The sequence below is a fragment of the Bifidobacterium asteroides genome, assembly GCF_009683175.1.
GTDB classification, from domain to species: Bacteria; Actinomycetota; Actinomycetes; order Actinomycetales; family Bifidobacteriaceae; genus Bombiscardovia; species Bombiscardovia asteroides_H.
Genome location: NZ_WKKW01000002.1, coordinates 105,084 through 128,818 on the forward strand (window position 1 = coordinate 105,084; position 23,735 = coordinate 128,818).

15 protein-coding genes and 2 tRNA genes are annotated in these 23,735 nt (G+C 58.2%); 2 read left to right on the forward strand and 15 right to left on the reverse strand.

The features are described 5' to 3' along the window. Positions 1-204: 204 nt before the first annotated feature. The 11 genes from GKC41_RS04470 to GKC41_RS04520 form a co-directional block, all read right to left on the reverse strand. A complete protein-coding gene (locus GKC41_RS04470; protein WP_154313152.1) occupies positions 205-765 on the reverse strand; it encodes a hypothetical protein in 561 nt (186 codons plus the stop codon). Positions 766-1,225: 460 nt separating this feature from the next. Continuing rightward, positions 1,226-3,205: an LPXTG cell wall anchor domain-containing protein gene (locus GKC41_RS04475; protein ID WP_154313153.1), complete on the reverse strand. Its 1,980-nt coding sequence runs from the start codon at positions 3,203-3,205 to the stop codon at positions 1,226-1,228. Between the two features lie 243 nt (positions 3,206-3,448). Next, the gene (gene araA / locus GKC41_RS04480; protein WP_154313154.1) at positions 3,449-4,963 is read right to left on the reverse strand and encodes an L-arabinose isomerase; all 1,515 of its coding nucleotides are present in this window, start codon (positions 4,961-4,963) and stop codon (positions 3,449-3,451) included. Between the two features lie 30 nt (positions 4,964-4,993). Then, a complete protein-coding gene (locus tag GKC41_RS04485; RefSeq protein WP_154313155.1) occupies positions 4,994-5,686 on the reverse strand; it encodes an L-ribulose-5-phosphate 4-epimerase in 693 nt (230 codons plus the stop codon). A gap of 63 nt (positions 5,687-5,749) precedes the next feature. Continuing rightward, positions 5,750-7,363 (reverse strand): xylulokinase, encoded by a 1,614-nt coding sequence (locus GKC41_RS04490; RefSeq protein WP_154313156.1) that lies wholly within the window; start codon positions 7,361-7,363, stop codon positions 5,750-5,752. A 102-nt stretch (positions 7,364-7,465) separates the two neighbouring features. After that, positions 7,466-8,587 (reverse strand): LacI family DNA-binding transcriptional regulator, encoded by a 1,122-nt coding sequence (locus GKC41_RS04495; RefSeq protein ID WP_154313157.1) that lies wholly within the window; start codon positions 8,585-8,587, stop codon positions 7,466-7,468. A 38-nt stretch (positions 8,588-8,625) separates the two neighbouring features. Beyond that, positions 8,626-9,333, reverse strand: coding sequence for a ribonuclease HII (locus tag GKC41_RS04500; protein WP_324612041.1), 708 nt, complete (start codon positions 9,331-9,333; stop codon positions 8,626-8,628). Positions 9,334-9,340: 7 nt separating this feature from the next. Further along, on the reverse strand, positions 9,341-10,105 hold the full coding sequence (gene lepB, locus GKC41_RS04505; RefSeq protein WP_154313159.1) for a signal peptidase I: 765 nt from the start codon (positions 10,103-10,105) through the stop codon (positions 9,341-9,343). A 145-nt stretch (positions 10,106-10,250) separates the two neighbouring features. Beyond that, positions 10,251-10,622 (reverse strand): 50S ribosomal protein L19, encoded by a 372-nt coding sequence (rplS, locus tag GKC41_RS04510; protein WP_024627419.1) that lies wholly within the window; start codon positions 10,620-10,622, stop codon positions 10,251-10,253. Positions 10,623-10,844: 222 nt separating this feature from the next. Further along, a complete protein-coding gene (gene pgi / locus GKC41_RS04515) occupies positions 10,845-12,542 on the reverse strand; it encodes a glucose-6-phosphate isomerase (protein WP_029677744.1) in 1,698 nt (565 codons plus the stop codon). 129 nt (positions 12,543-12,671) lie between these two features. Beyond that, positions 12,672-13,796, reverse strand: a complete 1,125-nt coding sequence (locus GKC41_RS04520) for a mannose-1-phosphate guanylyltransferase (protein ID WP_154313160.1) — start codon at positions 13,794-13,796, stop codon at positions 12,672-12,674. A 122-nt stretch (positions 13,797-13,918) separates the two neighbouring features. Here GKC41_RS04520 and GKC41_RS04525 point away from each other — a divergent pair. Both GKC41_RS04525 and GKC41_RS04530 read left to right on the forward strand, forming a co-directional pair. Next, positions 13,919-13,991, forward strand: a tRNA-Thr gene (locus GKC41_RS04525). Positions 13,992-14,031: 40 nt separating this feature from the next. Further along, positions 14,032-14,112 (forward strand) — tRNA-Leu (locus tag GKC41_RS04530). A gap of 53 nt (positions 14,113-14,165) precedes the next feature. Here GKC41_RS04530 and GKC41_RS08805 read toward each other — a convergent pair. From GKC41_RS08805 to GKC41_RS04545, 4 genes are all read right to left on the reverse strand, one after another. Further along, positions 14,166-16,004: a hypothetical protein gene (locus GKC41_RS08805; protein WP_229281625.1), complete on the reverse strand. Its 1,839-nt coding sequence runs from the start codon at positions 16,002-16,004 to the stop codon at positions 14,166-14,168. A gap of 1,091 nt (positions 16,005-17,095) precedes the next feature. After that, positions 17,096-17,224: a hypothetical protein gene (locus GKC41_RS08955; protein WP_267872848.1), complete on the reverse strand. Its 129-nt coding sequence runs from the start codon at positions 17,222-17,224 to the stop codon at positions 17,096-17,098. Positions 17,225-17,619: 395 nt separating this feature from the next. Next, the gene (locus tag GKC41_RS04540) at positions 17,620-20,169 is read right to left on the reverse strand and encodes a hypothetical protein (RefSeq protein ID WP_229281626.1); all 2,550 of its coding nucleotides are present in this window, start codon (positions 20,167-20,169) and stop codon (positions 17,620-17,622) included. Between the two features lie 561 nt (positions 20,170-20,730). After that, the gene (locus GKC41_RS04545) at positions 20,731-23,592 is read right to left on the reverse strand and encodes a hypothetical protein (RefSeq protein WP_324612042.1); all 2,862 of its coding nucleotides are present in this window, start codon (positions 23,590-23,592) and stop codon (positions 20,731-20,733) included. Between the last annotated feature and the right edge of the window lie 143 nt (positions 23,593-23,735).

Consider the following 23,735-nt stretch of genomic DNA (forward strand, 5'->3'; position numbering starts at 1 on the left):
GTCGTCTGGGATGGGCTCATAGTAGCCGAGTCAGTGTGCTGGTCCATCTATAGCCTTTCTCGTGCCCGCTTCAAATAGTCCGATTGTTAGTTCTTGACATACAAAGACCGGCGGCACCTGTATGATACCGCCGGTCTTTACACATCCTCACAGATGCCTACGATGCCGTCTGATGGCATCACACCGACATTGCCATGAGAATACCTAGCGCTCATCCCTGTTCCAGGATCGTGCGACTACCGCCAAGTAGAGGCCCATCATGGCCAGGATCATAAGCAGAATCCCAGGCGCTACCATGGATACACCGGTAGCTGCCAGCTTGCCTGGTCCAGATCGGACGACTGGGACGACCTGAGGTATGTCCACAAGCTTGGGGCTTATAGTCACATCATAAAGCGGATGGACTTCACCCTGCTCGCGGTAGAGCGGCAACTGTACGACCACAGGATCGGCTTTTACCTTTGCATTCTTAGGTGTGGCTACCAGAGTGATCAACCAGTATGAAGCATGGAAGTAGTCGCCATCAAAAACAGCGGGACTTCCTCCGGTCAGACTGGGTGCGTCTAAATCAAGATTGGCTCCTGTAAGCCAGACACCTTGTGATTTGGCTTCTGATGCGTTTGTTATGGTGCCTTCTTGATCAGAGACACCGTAGTATTCAGCGGGTTGTGTCTTGTCCTTGAAAGCATCTGGGTTGGCTGCCACCTCGTTGCTGATGGCCGCTTGTGCCTTATCGGCGCCAGGATTATGGTCAAGTGCCTCCACCCGGCTCTTCAGAGTACCGGCATCCAGTCTCAGGGCACGAAAGACGTACCCTGCTCCAGCCGATACAGGAGCACTCGGCAGGATGTCATTCTGACCTCCTTGACCTGAATGCCCTCTCTTGAGTTGCACCGTCAGGGTCGGGTTGACCGTCGCCGCCTCTGCCGCCGGCGTCATATCGAAAGCGGTAAGGCCTAAACAGGCCACGGCCGCAATCAGACAGGGCAGGACCCGGTGGGTGAGGCATTTCGGCAAGGCAATTCCCTTCATAAACCTTCCCTTCCAAGGCCGCCTTTCGACGACGTGGTTGCGTCAGATCCGCTGGCTGAGTAAAACCCAGACCAGCGTCCCGACATGTGCGGACCGTAGAAGTTCAGCGGTCCGTATGAAAATGGCGGACGATTCACGGAGGAACCGTCCGCCATCGGGTCACCTCACATGATTCTTGATGTGACCGTGATCATCAGGCCCGGGCGGCGTTGTTGCGCCGATTGCGGGCATAGAGGGCACCACCCATGATCAGGGCACCAACAACCAGCAGCAGCAGGATGCCACGACCACCAGTCAGAGGCAAAGCCAATGGGGAATCACCATCAGTGGTCTTATAGTGGGCCAGATACTTGGAGACTGCCACATTGTTGAACATCATCTTCGTGTCGGCACCAATCTCACCTACTGGGGCGTTGAAGTTGCCAAAGTTCAGAGCATCGTAGTTCGGTTGCAAAGTAGCGTTACGACCGTACTTCTGTACGATGCCTTCCTCGGTCATACCTACATCCCCAAAAGTTACTGTTCCGAAGGGGATGCCGGGGTTACGCCAGTCCTGTGGGGTCTTAGTCTCAACCAACATCCAGCTTGTATTTTGGACAGTCTTGTCAGCTGCCTTGCCTTCTCCTGTTCCGAAGATAGGCAGGGCGGCAAAGACGACCAGACCTTTCTTGTTGGCCGTTGCCTTGTAAACCTGAACATTGTCAGGAACGGTATCCTTCGAGCCGTAGAACTTACCATCTGAAGCCAGGTACTTGTCCGTGGAATCAGCGTCCTTAACCAAACGATATTCCGTCTCAGGCAACGCAGGGTAACCCAGCTTCTTGCTCCCCACAGAACCAAAAGCTAATGCTGCATTGGTAACGTTTGTATGAGAGGGCACAGGATCCAGGTTATTGCCGTCAGAATCCTTGTTATCGATAAAGTCAGATGCCGCATCGTTAACTACACCACCGGTACCTGTAGAATCACCATTGCCGGTGACCAAAGCGTCATAGGTGACCTCAAGTTCCATCACAGAGGTTTTAACTTCCTTCACTTTTGCAACACCACCGGTGGTGAAGAAGTTGAATACCCAGTAAGTCACATCATCCGAAGGCGCATCTGCAAACATCTTCTTAGTTGTATCGTTCAGCGCAGCGGGATTTGCATTAGCAGTTAAATCCTGAGTGTAGTCATCAGTTATTGCCAAATCTACTACTTTATTACCATCGCTATCCCGAATGTCTGCCTTGATGGTGGCTGGATTGCCCTTCAGCGAACTAGACATACGATCAGCAAGCCTTACATCTTTCCCTTGACCCTTCAATTCCTTGACATCGAGCTTTCCGTCGTTGCTAGCAGAACCATTACCTTCATTGTAAATCTTCTGAGACAGCTTATAGGTGACTGTATCACCAGCGGTCGCAGTGGTTTGATCCTTGACATTCCCGTCAGCACCCTTCACACTTTGCACTGTCTTGGCGAAAGATTGAGCGTTGACGTTCTTTGGATACAGGTGCAGGTGATAGATGAAACCGCGAGTCTGGTTTGCATCCGTTCCATTAGTTGCATAAGGCAGACCAAAGAATGAGTTGACGGCAGTCTTATACTTGGACATATCAATTCCGTGTGGATTCGAGGGATCGAAAGCAGGAGAACCAGCTGTATTCTCATTCATAACATAGTAATGATTGGGACCTGTGGGGAAAGTCAGCTTTGTGCTAGTTGGCTTTCCACTTGCGTCACCTTGGTACCAATCGCTGATGACACCTTGACCGTCCGTCACACCTGCATATACTGTAGTATTCTTAGGTGTAAACGAAGTTGGGTCATTAGCATTGATATCAGCCAGACTCTTGCCGTCTGCCGGCTGTACTTCCCTCACGTTAAACAGAATGTCTTTGGCAGGAGCCAGATCGTGATTTGAGTTCAGATGAACAGCATCATTGGCTGAGCCAGTAGGTGCATAGCCGTCATTCAGTGACAGATACTTGGTGACAGTTAACTGAGGCACCTTGGCAGTGTCCAAATCGCCTGCTACGAAGTCATCTTCAGCGGCAAATCCATAGGCGTCAGCGGCCGAAGCCTGGGTGGCTGGCAAAACGACCATGCCCGCCAGGAGCGTCGCTCCGGCAACCGCCAAGCCTAAAAGCTTAGGGAGCCTAATCCCTTCATTATCTCGTTGCATGTGCATGCACGCATTCCCTTCTTTGTTAATAGGCACAGGATGGCCAGGCACATCTTCGCCTCCCCAACCGATCACTTCCCCGACTCAGGGGGGTGGGCAATATGTCAACTTTGGGACATGCCACTGTTCCCATTGCCTAATCATCACTGTACCGACAAAGTAAGGACAACGCAAACCGACAAGCCGAATGTCAAAGGCCCCACCACATGTGTTGTGGCAGGGCCTTACAATCTGTCCTAAGACAGGCAATCAGTGCCGGTTGTCCAGCCGGTGGTAGAGCTCTGCTGCACGCAGATCGGCCTCAAAACGGCGCGGTTCGGTGTTCTCGTCGATGACGGCGAGCTCCACGCCGGCCATCCGGGCGAAGTCCTCCCAGGCCTCGCGACCAACGGTGGTGGTCATGCAGGTATGGTGGGCCGCCCCGGCACGCAGCCAGCACTCAGCCGAGACCTTGAGCGAGGGCCGGGGCTTCCAGAGGGCACGTGCCACAGGCAGCTTGGCCAGGGACCCGCCGGGCTCGACCACATCCACCACGTTCATGACCAGGCGGAAGCGTTCGCGTACATCCGCCAGGGAGACGACCACGGCATCAGTGCAGGGAGTGGCCGTGAAGACCAGACGCACCGGGTCCTCCCTGTCGCCGATGGACAGGGGGTGGATCTCGAGGCGGGGCCGTCCCTCGGTCAGCAGCGTGGGCGAGACCTCCAGCATGTGGGCGCCCATGATCTCCTCATGGCCGGGCACGAAGTTATAGGAATAGTCCTCCATAAGCGAGCAGCCGCCCTTGAGCCCGTAGCCCATGACGTTACCGATCCGGATCAGAACCGAGGTCTTCCAGTCGCCCTCTGCCGAGAATCCGTACCCGTCGGCCATCAACCGCTGGGCTCCCACGCCGGGCAGCTGACGCAGGGCTCCCAGATCCTGGAAGTTGTCCACGGCGGCAGTGGCGCCCACCTCTTCCATCATGGCCCGCATGCCGAGCTCCTCGCGGGCGGCCACCACCAGGGAGTCGTACCGGGAGTCCAGAAGTTCGGGAGCCACCTCATAGCTGCGCTTGTAGTCCTCGATCAGATCCTTGACCTGGTCGTCGGTGACGGCGTTCACATGGTCCACCAGCTCGTTGACCGGCCAGGTGTTGACGGAGACGCCGAAGACCCTCTCAGCCTCGGTCTTGTCGCCCTCGGTGACGGCAACGTCGCGCATGTTGTCGCCCCAGCGGCAGACCTTCATGTTGTTGGCGGCATCCCAGCCGGCGCAGGCACGCGCCCAGACACCGATCTTGTCGGCAACCTCGGGGTCGGTGTAATGGCCGACCACAATCTTGCGCGGGATTCCCAGCCTGGTCAGGATGTAGCCGAACTCACGATCGCCATGGGCCGACTGGTTCAGATTCATGAAGTCCATGTCGATGGTGTCCCAGGGAATCTCCACATGGTGCTGCGTGTTCAGCTGCAGCAGCGGCTTGCGCAGCTTCTCCAGACCCCTGATCCACATCTTGGCCGGGCTGAAGGTGTGCATCCAGGCCACCACGCCGATGCAGGCCGGGTTCGACGAGGCATCGACCATGAAATTCAAGATGGAATCCGAATCCTTCAGCGTGGGCTTCAAGACCAGCTTGACCGGGATCCGACCCGAATCATTGAGGGACTTGGCGATGTCCGCAGCCTGGACACCCACCTGGCGCAGGGTCTCCTCGCCGTAGAGGTCCTGCGAACCAACGGCGAACCAGAGTTCCTTGCCCTCGAAGGGATTTTTCATGCTCATACTTCTTGCTCCTTTGCTTATGTTTCCAGCTCAGTGCTGGCCGTAGACGTGCTGGTACCGGTCGTTGAGCTTGGCTATGTCGGCCGGATCAATGGGCTTGGGCGTGCCGATCTGCTCAGCTGCCCAGACAGTGTGGGCCACCTCCTCGGTCATGGCAGCCGCCTTGACCGCTGCCTCGGCATCGGCCCCCACGGTGAAGGGCCCATGGTTGCGCATGAGCACGGCCGGGCAGCCCGGGTGGTCCTTGAGGGTGTCGACCACGCCCTTGCCGATGGCCTCGGAGCCGATCAACTCGAAGGGACCCACCGGCACGGGGCCGCCGAACTCGTCGCCCATCATGGTCAGCACACAGGGAATGTCCCTGCCTGTGGCCGCCCAGGCGGTGGCATAGGTGGAATGGGTGTGGACCACGCCATAGACATCGGGCATGTGCCGGTAGATATAGGCGTGGGACAACGTGTCCGAAGAAGGAGCCTCGGTACCATCCACCACATTGCCGTCCAGATCGGTGACCACCATGGATCCCGGGGTCAGGTGCTCATAGCGCACCCCCGAGGGCTTGATGACCATCAGATCGGCAGAACGCAAACGCTGCGAGACATTGCCCGCCGTCCAAACCACCAGATTCCACCTGGTCAGCTGCGCATGCAGGGTGGCCACCTGCTCGCGCACCAGTTTCACCTCGTCGCGCACCTCGGGCGAATAATCAGCCAAGGACACCATCAGCAACTCCTTTTCCCGGCCCGATCCCGCTGATCCGGCCGTTTGACGTTTTCAGCTCCGGCCTCATCCCTGCAGGGGGATGGTCTTCACGGCCGCCTGCTCGATGGGCAGGCCCTTGGTGAAGCGGTCGAAGAAGGTTCTGAAGCCCTTCACATCAGCCGGATCCGGCTGCTCGGTTGTGGACTGGACGCCCGCAAAGACATTGGCATCCAGGTAGTCGGCCAGGGTCTGGTCGGGATGGCCCAGATAGTCGGCCAGGACGGCCATGCCCCAGGCGCCCCCCTCCACAGCGGTGGACATGACCTTGATGGGGGCATTGAAGGCGGCGGCCAGGATCCGCTGGGCCACCTTGGGGGTGGCGAAGATGCCGCCGTGGCCGACCATGGTGTCCACCTGGACATGCTCCTGGCGGGTCATCACATCCATGCCGATGGTGACCGGCGAGAAGGCCGAGAAGAGCTGGGCGCGCATGAAGTTGGCCAGGGTCATCCGCCCCTCGGGGCCGCGCGCAAAGACGGGCCGGCCCTCCTCCAGGCCAGCCAGGAACTCCCCGGAATAGAAGCAGTAGTTGATCAGCCCGCCGGCATCCTTGTCTCCCAGAAGGGCCTGGTTGAACAGGGTGGCGTAAAGCGCATTCCCTTTCAGGTCCAGACCGGCGGCCTTGGCGAAGTCCCCGAACAGCCCGACCCAGGCGTTCAGGTCCGAAGTGAAGTTGTTGGCATGGCTCATGCCGGCCGGATCCCCAGCCGGTGTGGTGACCGGATCCACCTCGGGGTGGAAGTCACGCAGGGGATGCTCCAGAACCACCATGGCGAAGATGGATGTGCCTGCAGACACGTTGCCGGTGCGGGGACGAACCGCGTTGGTCGCCACCATGCCGGTTCCCGCATCGCCCTCGGGCGGGGCCATGGGCACGCCGGGCTGCAGCTGACCACTGGGATCGAGCAGGGCGGCGCCTTCTGCGGTCAGTGCCCCCGCATCGCTGCCGGCGGTCAACGGCTCAGGCAGCAGGTCGTGGATGTCCCAGGGCTGAGCCTGAACCTGCGGCAGTCGGGAGAAGATGTCCAGCAGGCCCTGGTCGAATTCCTTGCGGGTGGAGTCGATGGGGAACATGCCCGAGGCATCGCCGATGCCGATGACCTTGCGGCCTGAGAGCCTCCAGTGCATGTAGCCGGCCAGAGTGGTGATGTAGGCCACCCTGGGCACATGCTCTTCGCCGTTCAGAATGGCCTGGTAGAGGTGGGCGATGGACCAGCGCTCGGGAATATTGATCCTGAAGGCCTGCGACAGATCCTCGTGGGCCTGGCGGGTGTTGGTGTTGCGCCAGGTGCGGAAGGGCACCAGCAGCTGACCATCCTTGTCGAAGGCCAGGTAGCCGTGCATCATGGCCGAGATCCCCATGGCGCCGATTTTGGTCAGCGTTACCCCGTACCGGCGACGGACGTCCTCGGCCATGGCCGCATAGGCCGCCTGCAGACCCTGGTGGATCTGGTCCATGGAGTAGGTCCACAGACCGTCCTCCAGCCGGTTCTCCCACTCGACGTCCCCGGTGGCCAGCGTCCGGTAGTCATGGTCGATCAGCACAGCCTTGATGCGGGTGGAGCCGAATTCGATGCCCAGACTGGTCGCACCCTCCTGTAGTTCGCTTACGATGACGCCTTGTTCGCCAACAGCCATGTCCGCTCCTTTGCCTGATATGTTAACGCTCACATAGTCTGATTACGATTGTATCCGAGACCAGAGCATCAGGCAAGCCCGCTGGACGCGAGCCGACGGTGGTCAGATGCGCTTGACGGCGTAGCCCAGGGACCGACGCTGAATCACATCCGCCTGGATCAGCCCCACACCATGATGGGTGACGGGGAAGTCCACCGGCTGCCCCTGATGCAGCAGGGCCAGGACCTGCCGCATGGTGGCCACACCCAGATCCTCAAAGCGGGGACGGACCGTGGCTAGCGGCGGATACATGTTGTCTACAGTGGGTACATCGTCGAAGCCCACCAGACTGATGTCACTGGGAATGCGGATGCCGTGCTCCTGCAGGGATCGGGCCACGCCCACGGCCTGGTTGTCGTTGGCGGTAACCACGGCTGACGGCAGGGAGGTACCGCTCATGCCCCGCTGATCGATCAGGTGATTCATCAGTGTGTATGACTCCCCCGCCTCCCAGCTGCGGGCATGGACCACGGCCATTCGTATGCGGCAACGGGCGCAGGCCACCTTCCAGGAGGCCAGTCGGGTGGCGGCATCCCGCCACTGCGCAGGGCCTGCCATATAGAGCACCCGCCTATGGCCCCTGGAGACCAGCAGCCGGGCCAGCCGCTGCACTGCTCCCCATTGGTCGATTCCGGTCAGGGCAATCCTGCCGTCGCCCCGCCGGCGGCTCAGAGCCTCTTCGACGCTGGTGATGCCATGCGTGGAGGTGACGATGACCCGGGGCTGGCTGACTTCAACCTGGCAGGCGGCCTGGAACATGGTGTCGGTGGGGGTCAGAAAGATGAAAGCGTCCACATTCTGCTCCAGGAAGGTGCCGCAGAGCTCCTGAAATCCGGCAAGCGTGCAGGTGGATTCGTCCACCATCATGACCGACATAAACAATCCATGGGAACGGGCCACGGTCTCGATGGCCGTGATTGACGAAACAGGCCCAAAGAGACTGACACCGCCAGCCACCAGTCCGATGGTCCGGCTGCGGCTAGATGCCAGAGCCCGCGCAGAGTTGCTGGGACGGTAGCCCAGCTTCCTGATGGCCTGCTGGACCTTGATCCGAGTGGCCGGCGAGACATCCTTGGAATTATTGATGACCCTGGACACAGTCTGGTGGGAAACCCCGGCCAGCCGGGCAACCTCGAACATGGAGGGGCGCTTGGACCGTGACCTGCCCCCGCTGCCTGCGGGCATGTGACCTTCTTCCGATAGCCGTGTCGACCGTTCCGATATTAGCCCCTGCCGGGACCGGACGAGGGCAAATGCCAGCTGACCCGGTGCAGACGGCTGGGCCCCAGACGGCGAATGGCCTCCAGGTGCGCAGGTGACCCATAGCCCTTGTTGTGCTCCCACTGGTATGGGGACAGGGCGGGATCGGAGGCGGCCAACCGGACCATGAGCCGGTCACGGGTGACCTTGGCGATGACCGCTGCGCAGGCCACACTGGCACAGTGGGCGTCGCCCTTGACCTGGGTGGAGACCTTGGGCAGAACCGGAAGGTCGGGGGCGTCAAAACTGTCGGCGGCCGGGGTGATGTAGTCATGGGGGCCGTCAAGGATGGCGGCCAGACGGCAGCCAGGCCCCAGGTCCATCCCCTGCTCCAAATCGGCCAATGCACGCAGGGCGGCGATGCCCAGGGCATGGACGATGCCCCACTGGTCGACCTCATGGTTGGAGCAGGCCCCCACCGCCCAGCCGGCAGCCCAGTCCTCCAGGTCACGGTACATGGCCAGCCGGCGCGCAGGGGTCAGCATCTTGGAATCAGCCACCCCGTCAGGGACCTTCAAATGAGGCAGGTCAGCGGACCGGACCGCCACCACGCCGACCATGACCGGACCCGCCAGGGCTCCGCGGCCGACCTCATCCAGGCCCAGCACGTACTCAGCTCCCTGGTCAGCCAAGGCGGCCTCGGTGGCCAGGGTCGGCAGAATCCGCCTCACAGCCGGTTCAGTCCTGCGTCGGCTCGGGCACAGCGTCGAAAACCTTGTGCTGGTTGTTGAGCAGCTTCCAACTGCCTACCGGATAATAGGTCAGCAACGCGGTGCCCTTGATGTTGTCCATGGGGACCAGGCCGTTGTGGCCGTCGTCCTTGTGCAGGCGGGAATCGGCGGAATTGGAGCGGTTGTCGCCCATGACGAAGACGTACCCAGGGTCCACCTTGACCTTGAAGGCAAAGGCGCTGGGCTCCACTCCTGGGCGCAGGTAGGGGCTCTCATCCAGGGGGACGCCATTGACAGTGACCGGGGCGCCATGACCCTTGCAGGCCACCGTGTCGCCCGGCATGCCGATCAGGCGTTTGACCAGGTGACTGCCACGGAAGCTGGGTGTGGACTCCTCACCTAGCCAGTTGGCAGGGTCGGTGAAAACCACCACATCCCCTCGGCGGGGGGGCACCATGGATCTGGTCAGCCGGTGAGTGGTCAGGATCCTGTCCCCGATGCCAAGGGTGTTCTCCATGGAGCCGGAGGGGATGACGTAGATGCTGAACAAAAATATGCGCAGGACGGCAACGACGGCCAAGAGGGCGACCAGCTCGAACAGAAACTCGGGCAGGAAACCGCGCTCGCCCAGACGCGGGTGGCTGCTCTTGGTGGAGCCGCGTCCACCGGGACGGTCAAAGGCATGACGGGGCGGCACCGGGGCTGAGGTGGCCTGCCTGCCGTCCGGGTACCAGAGTCCCGACGAGGTCGCTTCCTCATCCCGAAAGGCCATATCCACTCCTTGTCATCCGCCGGAACCCTGACACAAACAGGTTCCGCATGCCTCATAGCGTACACACCCAAGCATGGAAAAACCCGGGAGAATTGCATCCCGGGTGTTAGCGGCCAGGCCTGGGCTGGGTCGCCCTTGTCGAAACCTACTTGTTGGACTCGGCCTTGTTGTCGCGACGCTCGACGATGCGGGCGGCCTTGCCGTGCAGACCACGCAGGTAGTAGAGCTTAGCGCGGCGGACACGACCGTGGCGCAGCACCTTGATGGAGTCAATCTGCGGGGAGTGCAGAGGGAAGCGGCGCTCGACACCCACGCCGAAGCTGACCTTGCGCACCAGGATGGTCTCGCGCACGCCGGAGCCCTGACGGGCGATCACCACGCCCGTGAAAGCCTGGATACGGGAGTTGTTGCCCTCGGTGATGTTGACGTTGACCTCGACGGTATCGCCGGGGCGGAAGTCGGGGATCTGCTCCGCAGGCTTCATGTGGCTGGCGTCGAATTCCTGAATCGCGTTCATGCTGTTCCTCCATGGCCGCCGCACATCGACCCATGACATGGACCGCAACCATCAAAGGATGCAATCCTGGACGGAACCCGACGGTCTACCGTCGGGGGTGCCGATCCGCCGGAGCATCCGGCTGGACCTGAAAGGAAGGGAGCCCATGCGGCAACTACCCTTCCGGCAAACAACTGTCCAATAATATACCACGAGCCGGACCTGCAAGGGCCCGGCCGGACATCAGCGGCGGTGGGCCCTGTAGAAGGCGATCAGGGATTTGGTGGACTGGTCCTGCTCGGCCAGCGCCTGGTCATCCCGGGAGATGGCCGGGGTGATTTCGCGGGCCAGCTTCTTACCCAGCTCAACACCCCACTGGTCAAAGGAATCAATGCCCCAGACCGTGCCCTCGGTCAGCGTGATGTGCTCATAGAGGGCGATCAGCTCGCCCAGGGCGGCCGGGGTCAGCGCATCACCGAAGATGGAAGTGGTGGGCCGGTTGCCGGTGAAGACCCGGGCAGGGACGATGGCCTCCGGAGTGCCCTCGGCTCGGACCTCATCGGCGGTCTTACCGAAGGCCAATGCCTTGGTCTGCGCCAGGAAGTTGGCCAGGAAGAGCTCGTGCACGTCCTGGTCGCCGTCCTTGGCCGGGTTGGGAGTGTTGGCGAAGGCGATGAAGTCGGCAGGGATCAGACGGGTGCCCTGGTGGATCAGCTGGTAGAAGGCGTGCTGGCCATTGGTGCCGGGCTCCCCCCAGAAGATTTCGCCGGTCAGACTGGTCACCGGGGTGCCATCCCAGCGCACGGACTTGCCGTTGGACTCCATGGTCAGCTGCTGCAGGTAGGCCGGGAAGCGGTGCAAATACTGGTCATAGGGCAGCACAGCGTGCGAGTGGGCGCCGAAGAAGTTGACATACCAGACGTTGAGCAGACCCATCAGGGCCACCACGTTCCGATCCAGAGGGGTGGCGCGGAAGTAGCGGTCGACGGTGTTGAAGCCCTTGAGGAACTCCTCGAAGCGGTCCGGGCCGATGGTGATGGCCAGGGAGGTGCCCACGGCGGAATCCACCGAGTACCGGCCACCGACCCAGTTCCAGAAGCCGAAGACGTTGTCCGGATCGATGCCGAAGTCGCGCACCTTGTCCAGGGCGGTCGAGACGGCGATGAAATGCCGGCGGATGGCCTCGGCCGAAAGGTCCTCGCCGTCCTTGGACAGCAGGCCACGCTCCCCCAGGCTCTTCAGGAGCCAGGCGCGGGCCTGACGGGCGTTGGTCAGGGTCTCCAGGGTGGTGAAGGTCTTGGAGACGATGATGAAGAGTGTGGTCTCCGGATCCAGATCACGCGTCTTCTCGGCCAGGTCGTTGGGGTCGATGTTGGAGATGTAGCGGGCGCTGATGCCGGCATCCGCATAAGGCTTCAGGGCCTCATAGGCCATGACCGGGCCAAGGTCGGAGCCGCCGATGCCGATGTTGACCACAGTGGTGATCCGCTTGCCGGTCAGACCGGTCCAGCTGCCCGAACGGACCTGGTCGGCAAAGGCGTAGATGCGCTTGAGTGTGTCGCGGACGTCACCCACCACATCCTGGCCGTCCACCATCAGCCGGCCGCGGTCCTCCTCCGGGCGGCGCAGCGCTGTGTGCAGGACGGCCCTGTCTTCGGTGTTGTTGATGTGCTCGCCGTTGAACATGGCCTCGATCCGCTCCTCAAGGCCGACCTCGCGGCCCAGCTGGGCCAGCAGGGACAGGGTCTCGGGCTGAATCAGGTTCTTGGACAGGTCAATATAGAGATCACCCAGCTCGAAGCTGAGCTTTTCGGTGCGCTGGGGGTCCTTGGCGAACCATGCGCGCAGATCGATCCCCTGGCGCTGCATGTCGTCGAAGTGCTGGTGCAAGGCCGCCCAGGCCTTGGTGCTGGTAGCGTCCACTGGAGGATTGATGGCCATGGTTGTTCGGGTCCTTTCATGAGGTGATGCCCGGTCTGACGAGCACCCGGTTCTGTAACCCAAACTACTCACAAAAGCAGACAGAAGACAACAAAATCGGTCAATCTTCTTAACCGATCCGGATTGCTCTCAGAGTATGTCGTCACAGCCGTACTGGGCCAGCTTGGCCACCATGTCCTTGACTTCCTGACTGCGGGCCCGGGGGGCCACCAGGAGCGCGTCGGGAGTGTCGACGACAATCATGTCATCCACACCGAGAAGGGCGACCGTGCGTTCGGAGCCTGGCACGACCATGTCTCCAGCGGAATCCAGATACATGACCCGGTCGGCATCCCCAAGAATCTTGATGTTGCGCCTGTTGGAGGACGGCAGCAGACCCGCCACTGAATTGAAGTCGCCGATGTCATCCCAATCGAAACCCCCGGGAACAACCGCCACGCCGCCGGCCGCCGATAGGGGCTCGGCCACGGCATAGTCAAAGGCAATCTTCTCGATGCCCGGCCAATGCTCCTCCATAGCCTGGCTACGGGCCTGCCCACCCTGATCCCAGACATGGGCGATGGCCATGACGGCGGCGTGGAGCTCCGGCTTGTAACGACGAAGGCAGTCCAGGAGCACCTGCGCCTGCATGACGAACATGCCGGCATTCCAGCGATACTCTCCTGTGGACAGGTAGGCCTGTGCCGTGGAGGCATCCGGTTTCTCGACGAATTCGCTGACCAGGCGGGCATCAGGAGCACCGGGAATGCGATCGGCCAGGGAGGGGCCTTGGTGGATGTAGCCGAAAGCTGTTGAAGGACGGGATGCTGCGATACCGATGGTGGTCACATACCCGGCTCGGGCCGCTGCCACCGCCTGCCCCACTGAGGCCGCAAACGCCTTGTCGTCTCGGATGACGTGGTCGGCGGCGAAGGAGCCCACGATGATTTCCCCGCCGTGCCGCTGTGCCAGCACAGCAGTAGCCAGGGCAATGGCCGCCGTGGAATCGCGAGGAACAGGCTCGGCGAAGAGCGCGTCCTCAGCCAGATCAGGAAGCTGCTGACGCACCTGATCCACATGCCGCTGGCCAGTGGAGACGACCACATGATCGGTCCCGCAGATGCCAGCCAGCCGGTCAAAGGTGCCCTGGATCATTGTTCTGCCTGATCCCAACAGATCGTAGAGGAACTTGGGCCGGTCCTGGCGGCTCAATGGCCAGAGCCGGGTACCCACGCCACCGGCCGGAATGACGGCATAGAAATCATTGAGATCCATGCCCTCCATTGTGTCAAGAAGCTTGTACACCCTTGGCCCGAAGCTCAAGGCGTTTTTATCGCGCGCATCCAGTATGATGTAGCATGTTGTCTTCTTCCGGCGGGTCCGGACGGGAGGCGAAGGCCACTTTAGCTCAGTTGGCAGAGCGTCTCACTCGTAATGAGAAGGTCGACAGTTCGATTCTGTCAAGTGGCTCTTTCTCCAGCTGCCTTTTCAACAGCAGGGCATGTCGTACGCGCGAGTGGCGTAATGGTAGCCGCGCAGGATTTAGGTTCCTGTGTCTTCGGACGTGTGGGTTCGAGTCCCATCTCGCGCACGGGAATTAAGAACAGGGCCTGCAAGAACAGGCCCTGTCTGATGCTGCCGTGGTCAGTGCCGGCTTTCCTGCTTGTTTCTCAGACAGGCCACAAAGCCGACCAGGCCCAACGCCATAAGCGACAGGATCCTGAGCACCGAAAGCGGCCATCCACCGGTCAAAGGCAAAGCCGAGTTGGAAGGACGGAACTCCAGCTCATGCGACACCGGGGCCGACTGGTTTCCGCCCTGGAACCTGCCTTGGGCATCAGGGCCCTCGGCATCGTCGGAAAGCACCTGAGCAGTAAACTCACCCTGGTTGACACCCTCGGGCGGAGTCGCCTGCCATGAACCCTGGTCCCCCACAATGACATCAGTGCTGTTGTTGCCACTTCCAGGCCAGGTTATCCGGACAGCGGTCCCCTTGGTCTCGGGAACCTTCCTGTCCCCGTCCACGTACTTGTAGGCTTTGCCAGCCACCTGGAAGACGTCGTACCGCTCCAAGACCAGTGTGGTGGACGTCATGTCGACCTTGCGCTCGATGGATGCCGGATTCGATCGGAGGTTCATCGGGTTGATCATCTCAACCTGGAAGGTATAGGTCTGCGTCTCGTCGCTGCCGTTGTAGCCAGCGAACTTGTCAGCAGGAATATCCAGCGACCAGGACCAGGTGGAATCCGCCGTCTTGGTCAAGCCCAGCATAAGACCTGTCGCGGAATCCGCGACGGAAGACACAGTGCTGACCGCCGCATCCCTCTGGAAGGTGTTGGCCGAGGTGGTCACCAGGGGCGTCCAGTCCGAGTCAGCATTCTGCTTCATGGAAACAGCCATCCTTGAATCCGTCATCCCCAGCCCTCCCGAGGACCAGGCCGTATACACGGGCGACACCTCACCCTTGAATGTGACCACCGAATCCGCCGGGAGACTCCCGTTTACCGTGTGGGGCACGGTGACCGAGAACTTGCTCGCATCCGGGACGTTCTCGCCTGAGACGAAATAAGCCGTGCCGATATTCGAGAAGAAGGAGGTCAGGCCGAACCCGGAGATAGACTCAGTTACCCAGGCATGATAACGTCTGTAGCCGCTGTACTTGTTGCCCGGATCCGGGGACGGATACAGCTTGTTCGTGTCGTGTATCCGCCAGGAACCCCCCTGCTTGCTACCGGTGTCGACCTCGCATGCGGTTTCGCCCAACCTGAATCCCCATGTGTCCGAGCTTTTCACCAGATCATCGCCATTCGTGCCCTGCCCCTCCGCAATAGGATTATTGGGATCCTCGCCGTAGAGAACGACCTTGTTGGGACGCGCAGGATCCTTGGAGGGCGTACACTCACCGCTGATTACCGGATCAAGCTTGGTCGTATACACGCTCCCCGAAGCATCCAAAGCGCTGTCGGCGTCATTTTCGATCTTGGTGATTGTCGGATCATCGGGGCGAGGCACATCATACTTATAGAAGGCACTGTTGATTGTCCAGCCCGCAGAAATATTCGTATCCTTCTCCACGGCGGACATACCATCGTTTATCCCTACAAGACCAGCGCTCTTGGGGTCGTACACTTCAGGACTTACGGTGCAAGCGCTGCCGTCCCGATTGGTGGTAACAGGCCAGGTGACCATCTTGAAATAGCCATCAAGATCCTGCTTCTCCTTGGCCACCTTGAAATCAATCCCGCCGTCAGCCTTCTGGGCAGGCATGGGATTGCCATCCTTGTCAGTGGCAAACAGCACGTTGGGGTTGTCGAGATATTGAGGATCCTTTGGACTCACGTTGAAAGCGGAATACTTGCTGACTTGGGCCGCCTTGCTGGTCGTGGTAGTCGCCGTATTGGGGGACGGCTGCTGGCCTGTCACCAGGACCGGCTCGGGGGTCAGCTCATCGACAGGCACCCACTCGCTATCCTTCAGAGCCACCCACTGGTAATAATACGAATTGGTCTCAGAACATATGCCATCAGGATTGTCATTTGTACTGCCACGCGGATTCAGCCAGTATACGAAGAAAGACCGTGCCGGTGCTGTGCCCGGAGCAGTACCGGCGATTGGCCCAGTAACATTGCTCTTATAATCAGGAAAACCGTAATCCGTCACCATGCCCCAATTAGCCTGATTGTTTTGGTAGAGATTTGGATTGTAGTCCCAACCGACCCAGGAATACGGGCCACTGCACTTCATATCCTCTTTGCTGTCCAAGCAGTAACCCATATAAACTTTCATCTGTTTATCCTGGGACATGCTCGCTGTGATATTTGAATATCTATCCTGAGCCTGTAAATCACTCATGGAAGCCGGATCAAAATTTTTACAGTTATCGGTAGTCCAGGACCAGGAAGAATTGCCGCAAGACAGGGCGGTATTCTGGTCACCAACGATGGCAAAGACATTCAAGGGCTCAGGGTGACCGCCAACCGCAAATTTTGCGGGATCTGGAGACTTATCCTTAATGTTCATATCACCCTCAATGGATATGGTCAGGTAGTCATACAAACCAGAATTGATGATCTTGTGAACGGTGAAGAACTCATCCTGATTCCTGGCCCAGGCTAGGGCGCCATCATAAGCGTTGGCATTTTTATTGCTGTCTACGTAATCATCCGGGGTAATAGTGTTCATATACCGTACGCGTCTGTAATAGTCAGGATTTTCAGAACCAACAAACTGATATATGAAAGACAAATTGCATTGTGACGGATTTTTGGTATCAGTCCCACCAACACCGACGCAATCCGGCTTAAATTCATTGTGCTTCACGCGCAGGATGAAGTCCATGCGCAGCTCATCCTGGTAGGCATCGATCCTGTCGTTGAAGGCCATCATCCTATAGAGCAGGGGTTTTCTGCTGGCCGTTTCGTCCTGTTTATCGACGGCATTGGCCCGATTGGCCGAAAGGGCGCTCAGCCCCAACGGAACAACCATGGCCACAGTCGCCAGAAGGGTTACCAGAACGGCGATGATCGGACGGCTCGCATGCTGCGGACCCTTGGCGATCCGTTCCTGTAATCGCTTCAATACAATACCCCCAAAATCAAGATACAATCATGCTTTAAAATGGCTAGATTTTGCTCTTTTAATCTGTCCCCAATTGCTTCGACTCTATCATAGAGATAAAAAAATAGCATCTTCGCTTTTTCCATACATGCTCCACGAGCACTGGAATTTCAACCATTAGCCGGGATTCCGATAGGGTGTGTCACGACCGGTATTGCGCAGCAGTTTATGGTCTTCATCTGGCTGGTCTGGGTTGGAGGTGGAGGCCACTTTGTCACGGAAAGGTCGACAGTTCGTTTCTGTCAAGCGACTCTTCCACCAGTGGGCTTCAGACGTATGGGCACGAGTCCAATCTCATTCACAGGAAACACAAGCAGGGCCTGCCCTCACCCCCAAATTCCTTGGAGATGAGCACAGGCCCTGCCTTATGCCCGACGGAGAATCAGTATCGGCTCTCCTGCCTGTTCCTCAGGCAGGCCACAAAGCCGGCCAGGCCCAGTATCAGCATCAACAGGATCTTGAGCACGGAAAGCGGCCATCCTCAAGCGAAGGGTAGGGCAGAATTAGACGGCCGGAATTCCAGTGCATGCGACACCGCTGTTGACTCGTTTCCTCCCTTGAAGTTGCCACTTTGAGGATCAGTGCTTTCGGCATCATCGGAGGCAACCTGAGCGGTGAATCGCCCCTGATTGATGCCCTCAGGCGGAGTCGCCTGCCATGAACCCTGGTCTCCCACGGCGACATCGGTGCTGCTATTGCCGGGCCAGGTTATATGGACCATGGTGCCTTTGGTCTCAGGAACCCTAGTGTTGCCGTTGACATACTTATAGGCCTTGCCCGCCACTTGGAAGACATCGTACCGCTGCAAGGCCAGAGTAGTTGGCGTCATGTCGACCGTCCGGTTGATGGAAGCCGGATCCGAAGGGACATTCAGAGGGTTGATCATCTTGACCTGGAAGGTATACTTCTCTGTCTCGTCATCACCGTTGTAGCCGGTGAACTTGTCAGCGGGTATGTTCAAGGTCCAGGACCAGGTGGAAGCCGTCGTCTTGACAATATTAAGCACAGAGCCCGATGTGGGGTTCGTGGCGGAAGACTTGGTGCCGACTGCTGCATCCCTCTGGAAGGTATTGGCCGGAGTGGTCAGCAAGGGCGTCCAATCCGAAGCAGTGTTCTGCTTCATGGAAACGGCCATCTTGGAATCAGTCATCCCCAGCCCTCCCGAGGACCAGGCTGTATATATAGGTGAAACAGTCCCCTTGACAGTGACGACCGAGTTCGCCGGCAGAATCCCGTTTTTCGTATGGGGGACTGTGACAGAGAGCTTGCCGTCCGGAGCATTTTCGTTGGAGACGAAATAGGCTGTGCCTATATTCGAGAAGAAGGAGGTCAAGCCGAACCCGGAGGCGGACTCAGTCACCCAGGCATGATAGCGCCTGTAACCGTTGTACTTGTTGCCGGGATCCGGCGACGGATACTGTTTATTGGTGTCCTGTATCTGCCAGGAACCCCCCTGCTTGCTCTTGGGATCGACCTTGCATACGGTCTCTCCCAGCTTGAACCCCCAGGAGTCCGAGCTTTTCACCAGATCGTCACTGCTCTTGCTCTGCCCCTCTTTGAAGGGATTGCCGGGATCCTCTCCGAACAAGGTAACCGTGTTGGGATGTGTGTCATCTTTGGAGGGAGTGCACTCACCGCTGACCACCGGATCAAGCTTGCCGGTATAGACGCTTCCTGAGGCATTCAAGGAGCCATCGGTGTCATTCTGAATGTTGGTGATGGTCGGATCATCGGGACGAGGCACATCATACTTATAGAAGGCAGTATCGATAGCCCATCCTGCATCCAGATTCGTGTTTTTCTGGGCTGTAGACATATCGTCTGTTATCCCAACAAGGCTATCCTGTTGAGGGTCATATATCTTAGTGGTGACTTCAGGAGTGCTTGCCGTCGGCTTGCACTGGGTGCCATCGGCATTAGTAGTGACAGGCCAAGTAACTAGTTTGAAATAACCGTCAAGATCCTGCTTCTCCTTGGCCTCTTTGAAATCAATCCCGCCATCAGCCTTCTGGGCAGGCATAGGCTGGCCATCCTTATCAGTCGCAAAAAGCACGTTGGTGGTATTCGCATACTTTGGGTCAGTCGGATCGACGTTGTAAGCCGTATTGTCATTGACCTGATATTGAAGACCCCAGGAATTGGTCAAGCCGTTTACTGCTGGCTTCTGACCAGTTACGAGCACCGGTTTAGGCGTCAGCGCATCGACAGGCACCCATTGGCTATTCTTCTGCGCCACCCATTGGTAGTAATAGGAGTTGGTCGTGGAACATATTCCACCAGCGCTGTTATTTCCACGCAAATTGAACCAGTATACAAAGAAGGACTTGGGGGGCGCTACTCCTGGAACCGGATTGGCTCCTATAGGAAATCCATAATCCGTTACCATGCCCCAATTGGCCTGGTGACCACCATAAAGAGGGGGATTACCATTCCAGCCAACCCAAGAAGCAGGTCCGCTGCACTGAGGGTGGGGACTGTTACCTAGGCAGTTGCCCATGTAAAGCTTGATGCCCTTACCCTGGTCTGCAGTGATATTGGCGACCCTGTCTTGGACGTTGCTGCCGATAGAGCTCGGATCGAAGGATGTGCAGTCATTCGTGGTGTAGTCCCATGGAGAACCTCCACACGAGAGCGTATTGTTTTGTTGACCAACAATTGCGAAGACGTTCAAAGGCTCCGGATAACCGCCAGTCACATAATATTTCGGATCCAAGGAGGTATCCATGTAGGACAAATCACCCTCTATGGATACAGCCAGGAAATCATATAAACCAGAGTTGATCACTTTATGAACCGTAAAGAACTGCTCCTCATTTTCCGCCCATTGCTCAGCACCGCCAGTGGGGTCGTTGGGATTTGTTGAAATAGTATTCAGGTACCGAATCCGGGTATAGTGGGACGGACTTTGCGCTCCTTCATATTGATATGCGAAAGACAGATTGCACTTTACTGAATCATAGGGAGAAGTATCACGCATCGGAACGCATTGCGGATTGAAATCGTTGTGCTTCACGCGCAGGATGAAGTCCATCCGCAGCTCATCCTGGTATGAATCAATCTTGTCGTTATAGGCCAGCATCTTATAGAGCAGAGGCTTCCTGCTGGCCGTCCCGCCCTGCCCATCGATGGCATTGGCCTGATTGGCCGAAAGCGCGCTCAGCCCTAGCGGAACAACCATGGCCAGCGTCGCCAAAAGGGTTATCAAAACAGCCACTATAGGGCGATCCACATGCCGTGGACCCTCATTGACCCCTTCTTGCAATCGGTTCAACACGCTACCCCCCACACCTCAATGCAACCATCTCCAGAATCAGATGGACTGCACGCTTGATTGGTCCCCGGTGCAGGCCACGAAACCCTGGAGCACAAGTACCGTATCCTCACTTATGGCATCTTCTTGTCCCCTTTACATGCTTTAAGAGTACCGAGACTGAAAGCGTGATCTGGGATTCAGAAAGGGTGTTTCGCGACCGTCCTTAGTCTTGACTAAGAACAGTCTGAGTTAGGGGTGCGGGTGACTGGCAACGGCAGGGCCCCACTCATCCTCTCAACTTCATGGGGCGGGGGCGGATCCTGTCTGATGCTGCCGGGGTCAGTGCCGGCTTTCCTGCCTGTTCCTCAGGCAGGCCACGAAGCCGGCCAGGCCGAGGGCTATCAGCAGCAGGATTTTGAGCACGGAAAGCGGCCATCCGCCAGTAAGAGGCAAAGCCGAGTTGGAAGGACGGAACTCCAACTCATGCGACACCGAGGCCGACTGGTTCCCGCCCTGGAACCGGCCCTGGGCGTCAGGGCTCTCGGCATCGTCGGAAAGCACCTGAGCAGAGAACTGCCCCTGGTTGATGCCCTCAGGAGGAACCGCCTGCCACGAACCCTGGTCCCCCACAACGACATCCGTACCACTGCCGCCGGGCCAGGTCACATGCACCAGGGTGCCTTTGGTCTCGGGAACCTTCCTGTCCCCGTCCACATACTTATAGGCTTTCCCCGCCACCTGGAAGACGTCGTACCGCTCCAAGACCAGTGTGGTGGACGTCATGTCGACCTTCCGCTCGATGGATGCCGGGTCCGAACGGATGTTCATCGGGTTGACCATTTCAATGCGGAAATCATACAGTTGTGTCTCGTCGCTGCCGTCGTAGCCGCTGAACCTGTCAGCAGGGATGTTCAGCGTCCAAGACCACGTGGAAGCCGCCGTCTTGGTCAAGCCCAGCGTAAGGCCCGTTGCGGAATCCGCGACGGAAGACGTGGTGCCGGCTGCTGCATCCCGCTGGAAGGTGTTGGCCGGAGTGGTCAGCAGACTGGTCCAATCAGAGGCAGTGTTCTGCTTCATGGAAACGACCATCCTCGAATCCGTCATCCCCAGCCCTCCCGAAGACCAGGCCGTATATATAGGCGACACCTCACCCTTGAACACGACGACCGAATCCGCCGGCAGGCTCCCGTTGACCGTATGAGGCACCGTGACCGAGAACTTGCTGGCATCCGGGACGTTCTCACTCGAAACGAAATAGGCCGTCCCGATGTTCGAGAAGTAGGAGGTCAAACCGAATCCGGAGATGGACTCGATCACCCAGGCATGATAACGCCTGTAGCCGCTGTACTTGTTGCCAGAATCCGGCGACGGATACAGCTTGTTCGTGTCCTGTATCCGCCAGGAACCCCCCTGCTTGCTCTTGGGATCGACCTGGCACTCAGCCTCGCCCAGCCTGAACCCCCACGTGTCCGTCCCTTTCACCAGGTCATCGCCATTCGTGCCCTGCCCCTCCACAATCGGATTGGCTGGGTCCTCGCCGTAGAGAACAACCTTGTTGGGACGCGCGGCATCCTTGGAAGGCGTACACTCACCACTGACCACCGGATCAAGCTTCGACGTATACACACTGCCCGAAGCATCCAAACCGGCATCAGCATCGTTTTCGATCTTCGTAATCGTCGGATCATCAGGACGAGGCACATCGTACTTATAGAAGGCACTATTGATCGTCCAGCCCGCTGAAATATTCCGTTCTATATCCGAGCTGTTCATGCCGTCACGTATACCGACGAGGCCCTTCTGATCAGGGTTGTACACTTCAGGGCTGACGGTACAAGCGCTGCCGTCCCGGTTCGTGGTGACAGGCCAGGTGACCATCTTGAAATAGCCGTCAAGATCCTGCTTCTCCTTGGCCTCCTTGAAATCAATCCCGCCATCAGCCTTCTGGGCAGGCATGGGCTGGCCGTTCTTGTCAGTGGCAAACATCTCATTGGGATTATCCGGCTGTTTGGGCAAGTTGAAAGCCGAATACCTACTAGCTTGGACTTCCGCGCCTACCGTGGTAGTCAACGTATTGGGGGACGGCTGCTGGCCTGTCACCAGGACCGGCTCAGGGGTCAGCTCATCAACTGGCACCCACTCGCTATCCTTCAGAGCCACCCACTGGTAATAGTAGGAATTGGTCTCAGAACATATGCCATCAGGGTTAGCTTTGGTACTGCCGCGCACATTGAGCCAGTACACGAAGAACGACCGTGCCGGAGCTGTGCCCGGATCAGTGCCGGCGATTGGCCCAGTAGCATTGCTCTTGTAGTCAGGAAAACCGTAATCCGTCACCATGCCCCAGTTAGCCTGATTGCCTCCATAAAGATTCGGGTTGCTGTTCCAACCAACCCAAGAATACGGGCCGCTGCACTGAAGATCAGCACCCGTGCCCAAGCATTCTTGCATATACAGGGTGAAGTTCTTGCCGTTGGCCGTTAAGGCTGACGTAATGTTGGATACCCTATCCGGCGCATTAATCATGGTGTCAGGTACAAAATTGCGACAATTATCGATTCCGGTGCTCCAGCTCCATGGACTACCGGGACGAAGGCAGGATAGGGCGTCGTCCTGTTTACCAACAACCGCGTAGATATTCACCGGCTCGCTGGCCCCACCAGGCTGGTAATATGACGCATCGGCAGAATTCTTAAGAGCCAGATCACCCTCAATGGAAACAGTCAGATAATCATACAAACCGGAATTGATTATCGTGTGCACAGTGAAGTACTCATCTTGGTTTTGCGCCCACTTGTAGGCTCCGGACCAGGGCTGATCCGAGGATGATGCTGAGGCTATGGTGTTCAGATACTTCATTCTGCGATAAAAGGAAGTGTCATCTGACCCCTTGTACTGATAGACAAAGGCCAGATTGCAATTGCCCTTGGTATCGGCACCAGAAGTGGCGTCGGCACAAGAAGGGTCAAACTCGTTGTGTTTTACCCGCAGGATGAAGTCCATGCGCAGCTCATCCTGATAGGAATCAAGCTTGTTGTTGTAGCCCAACATCCTATAGAGTTTGGGCTTTCTGCTGGCCGTTTCGTCCTGCCCATCAATGGCGTTGGCCTGATTGGCTGAAAGTGCGCTCAGCCCCAACGGAACAACCATGGCCAGCGTCGCCAGAAGGGTTACCAGAACGGCAATTATCGGACGGTTCACACCTTGTGAACCCTTAGCGCCCCGTTCTTGCAAACGCTTCAATACAATACCCCCCAAACCACAATGAAATCATGCTCCAGAACAAATCAAGTCTGCTTTTGACCTACCCCCAATTAAGGCAACTGCACATAGAGCACAACAAT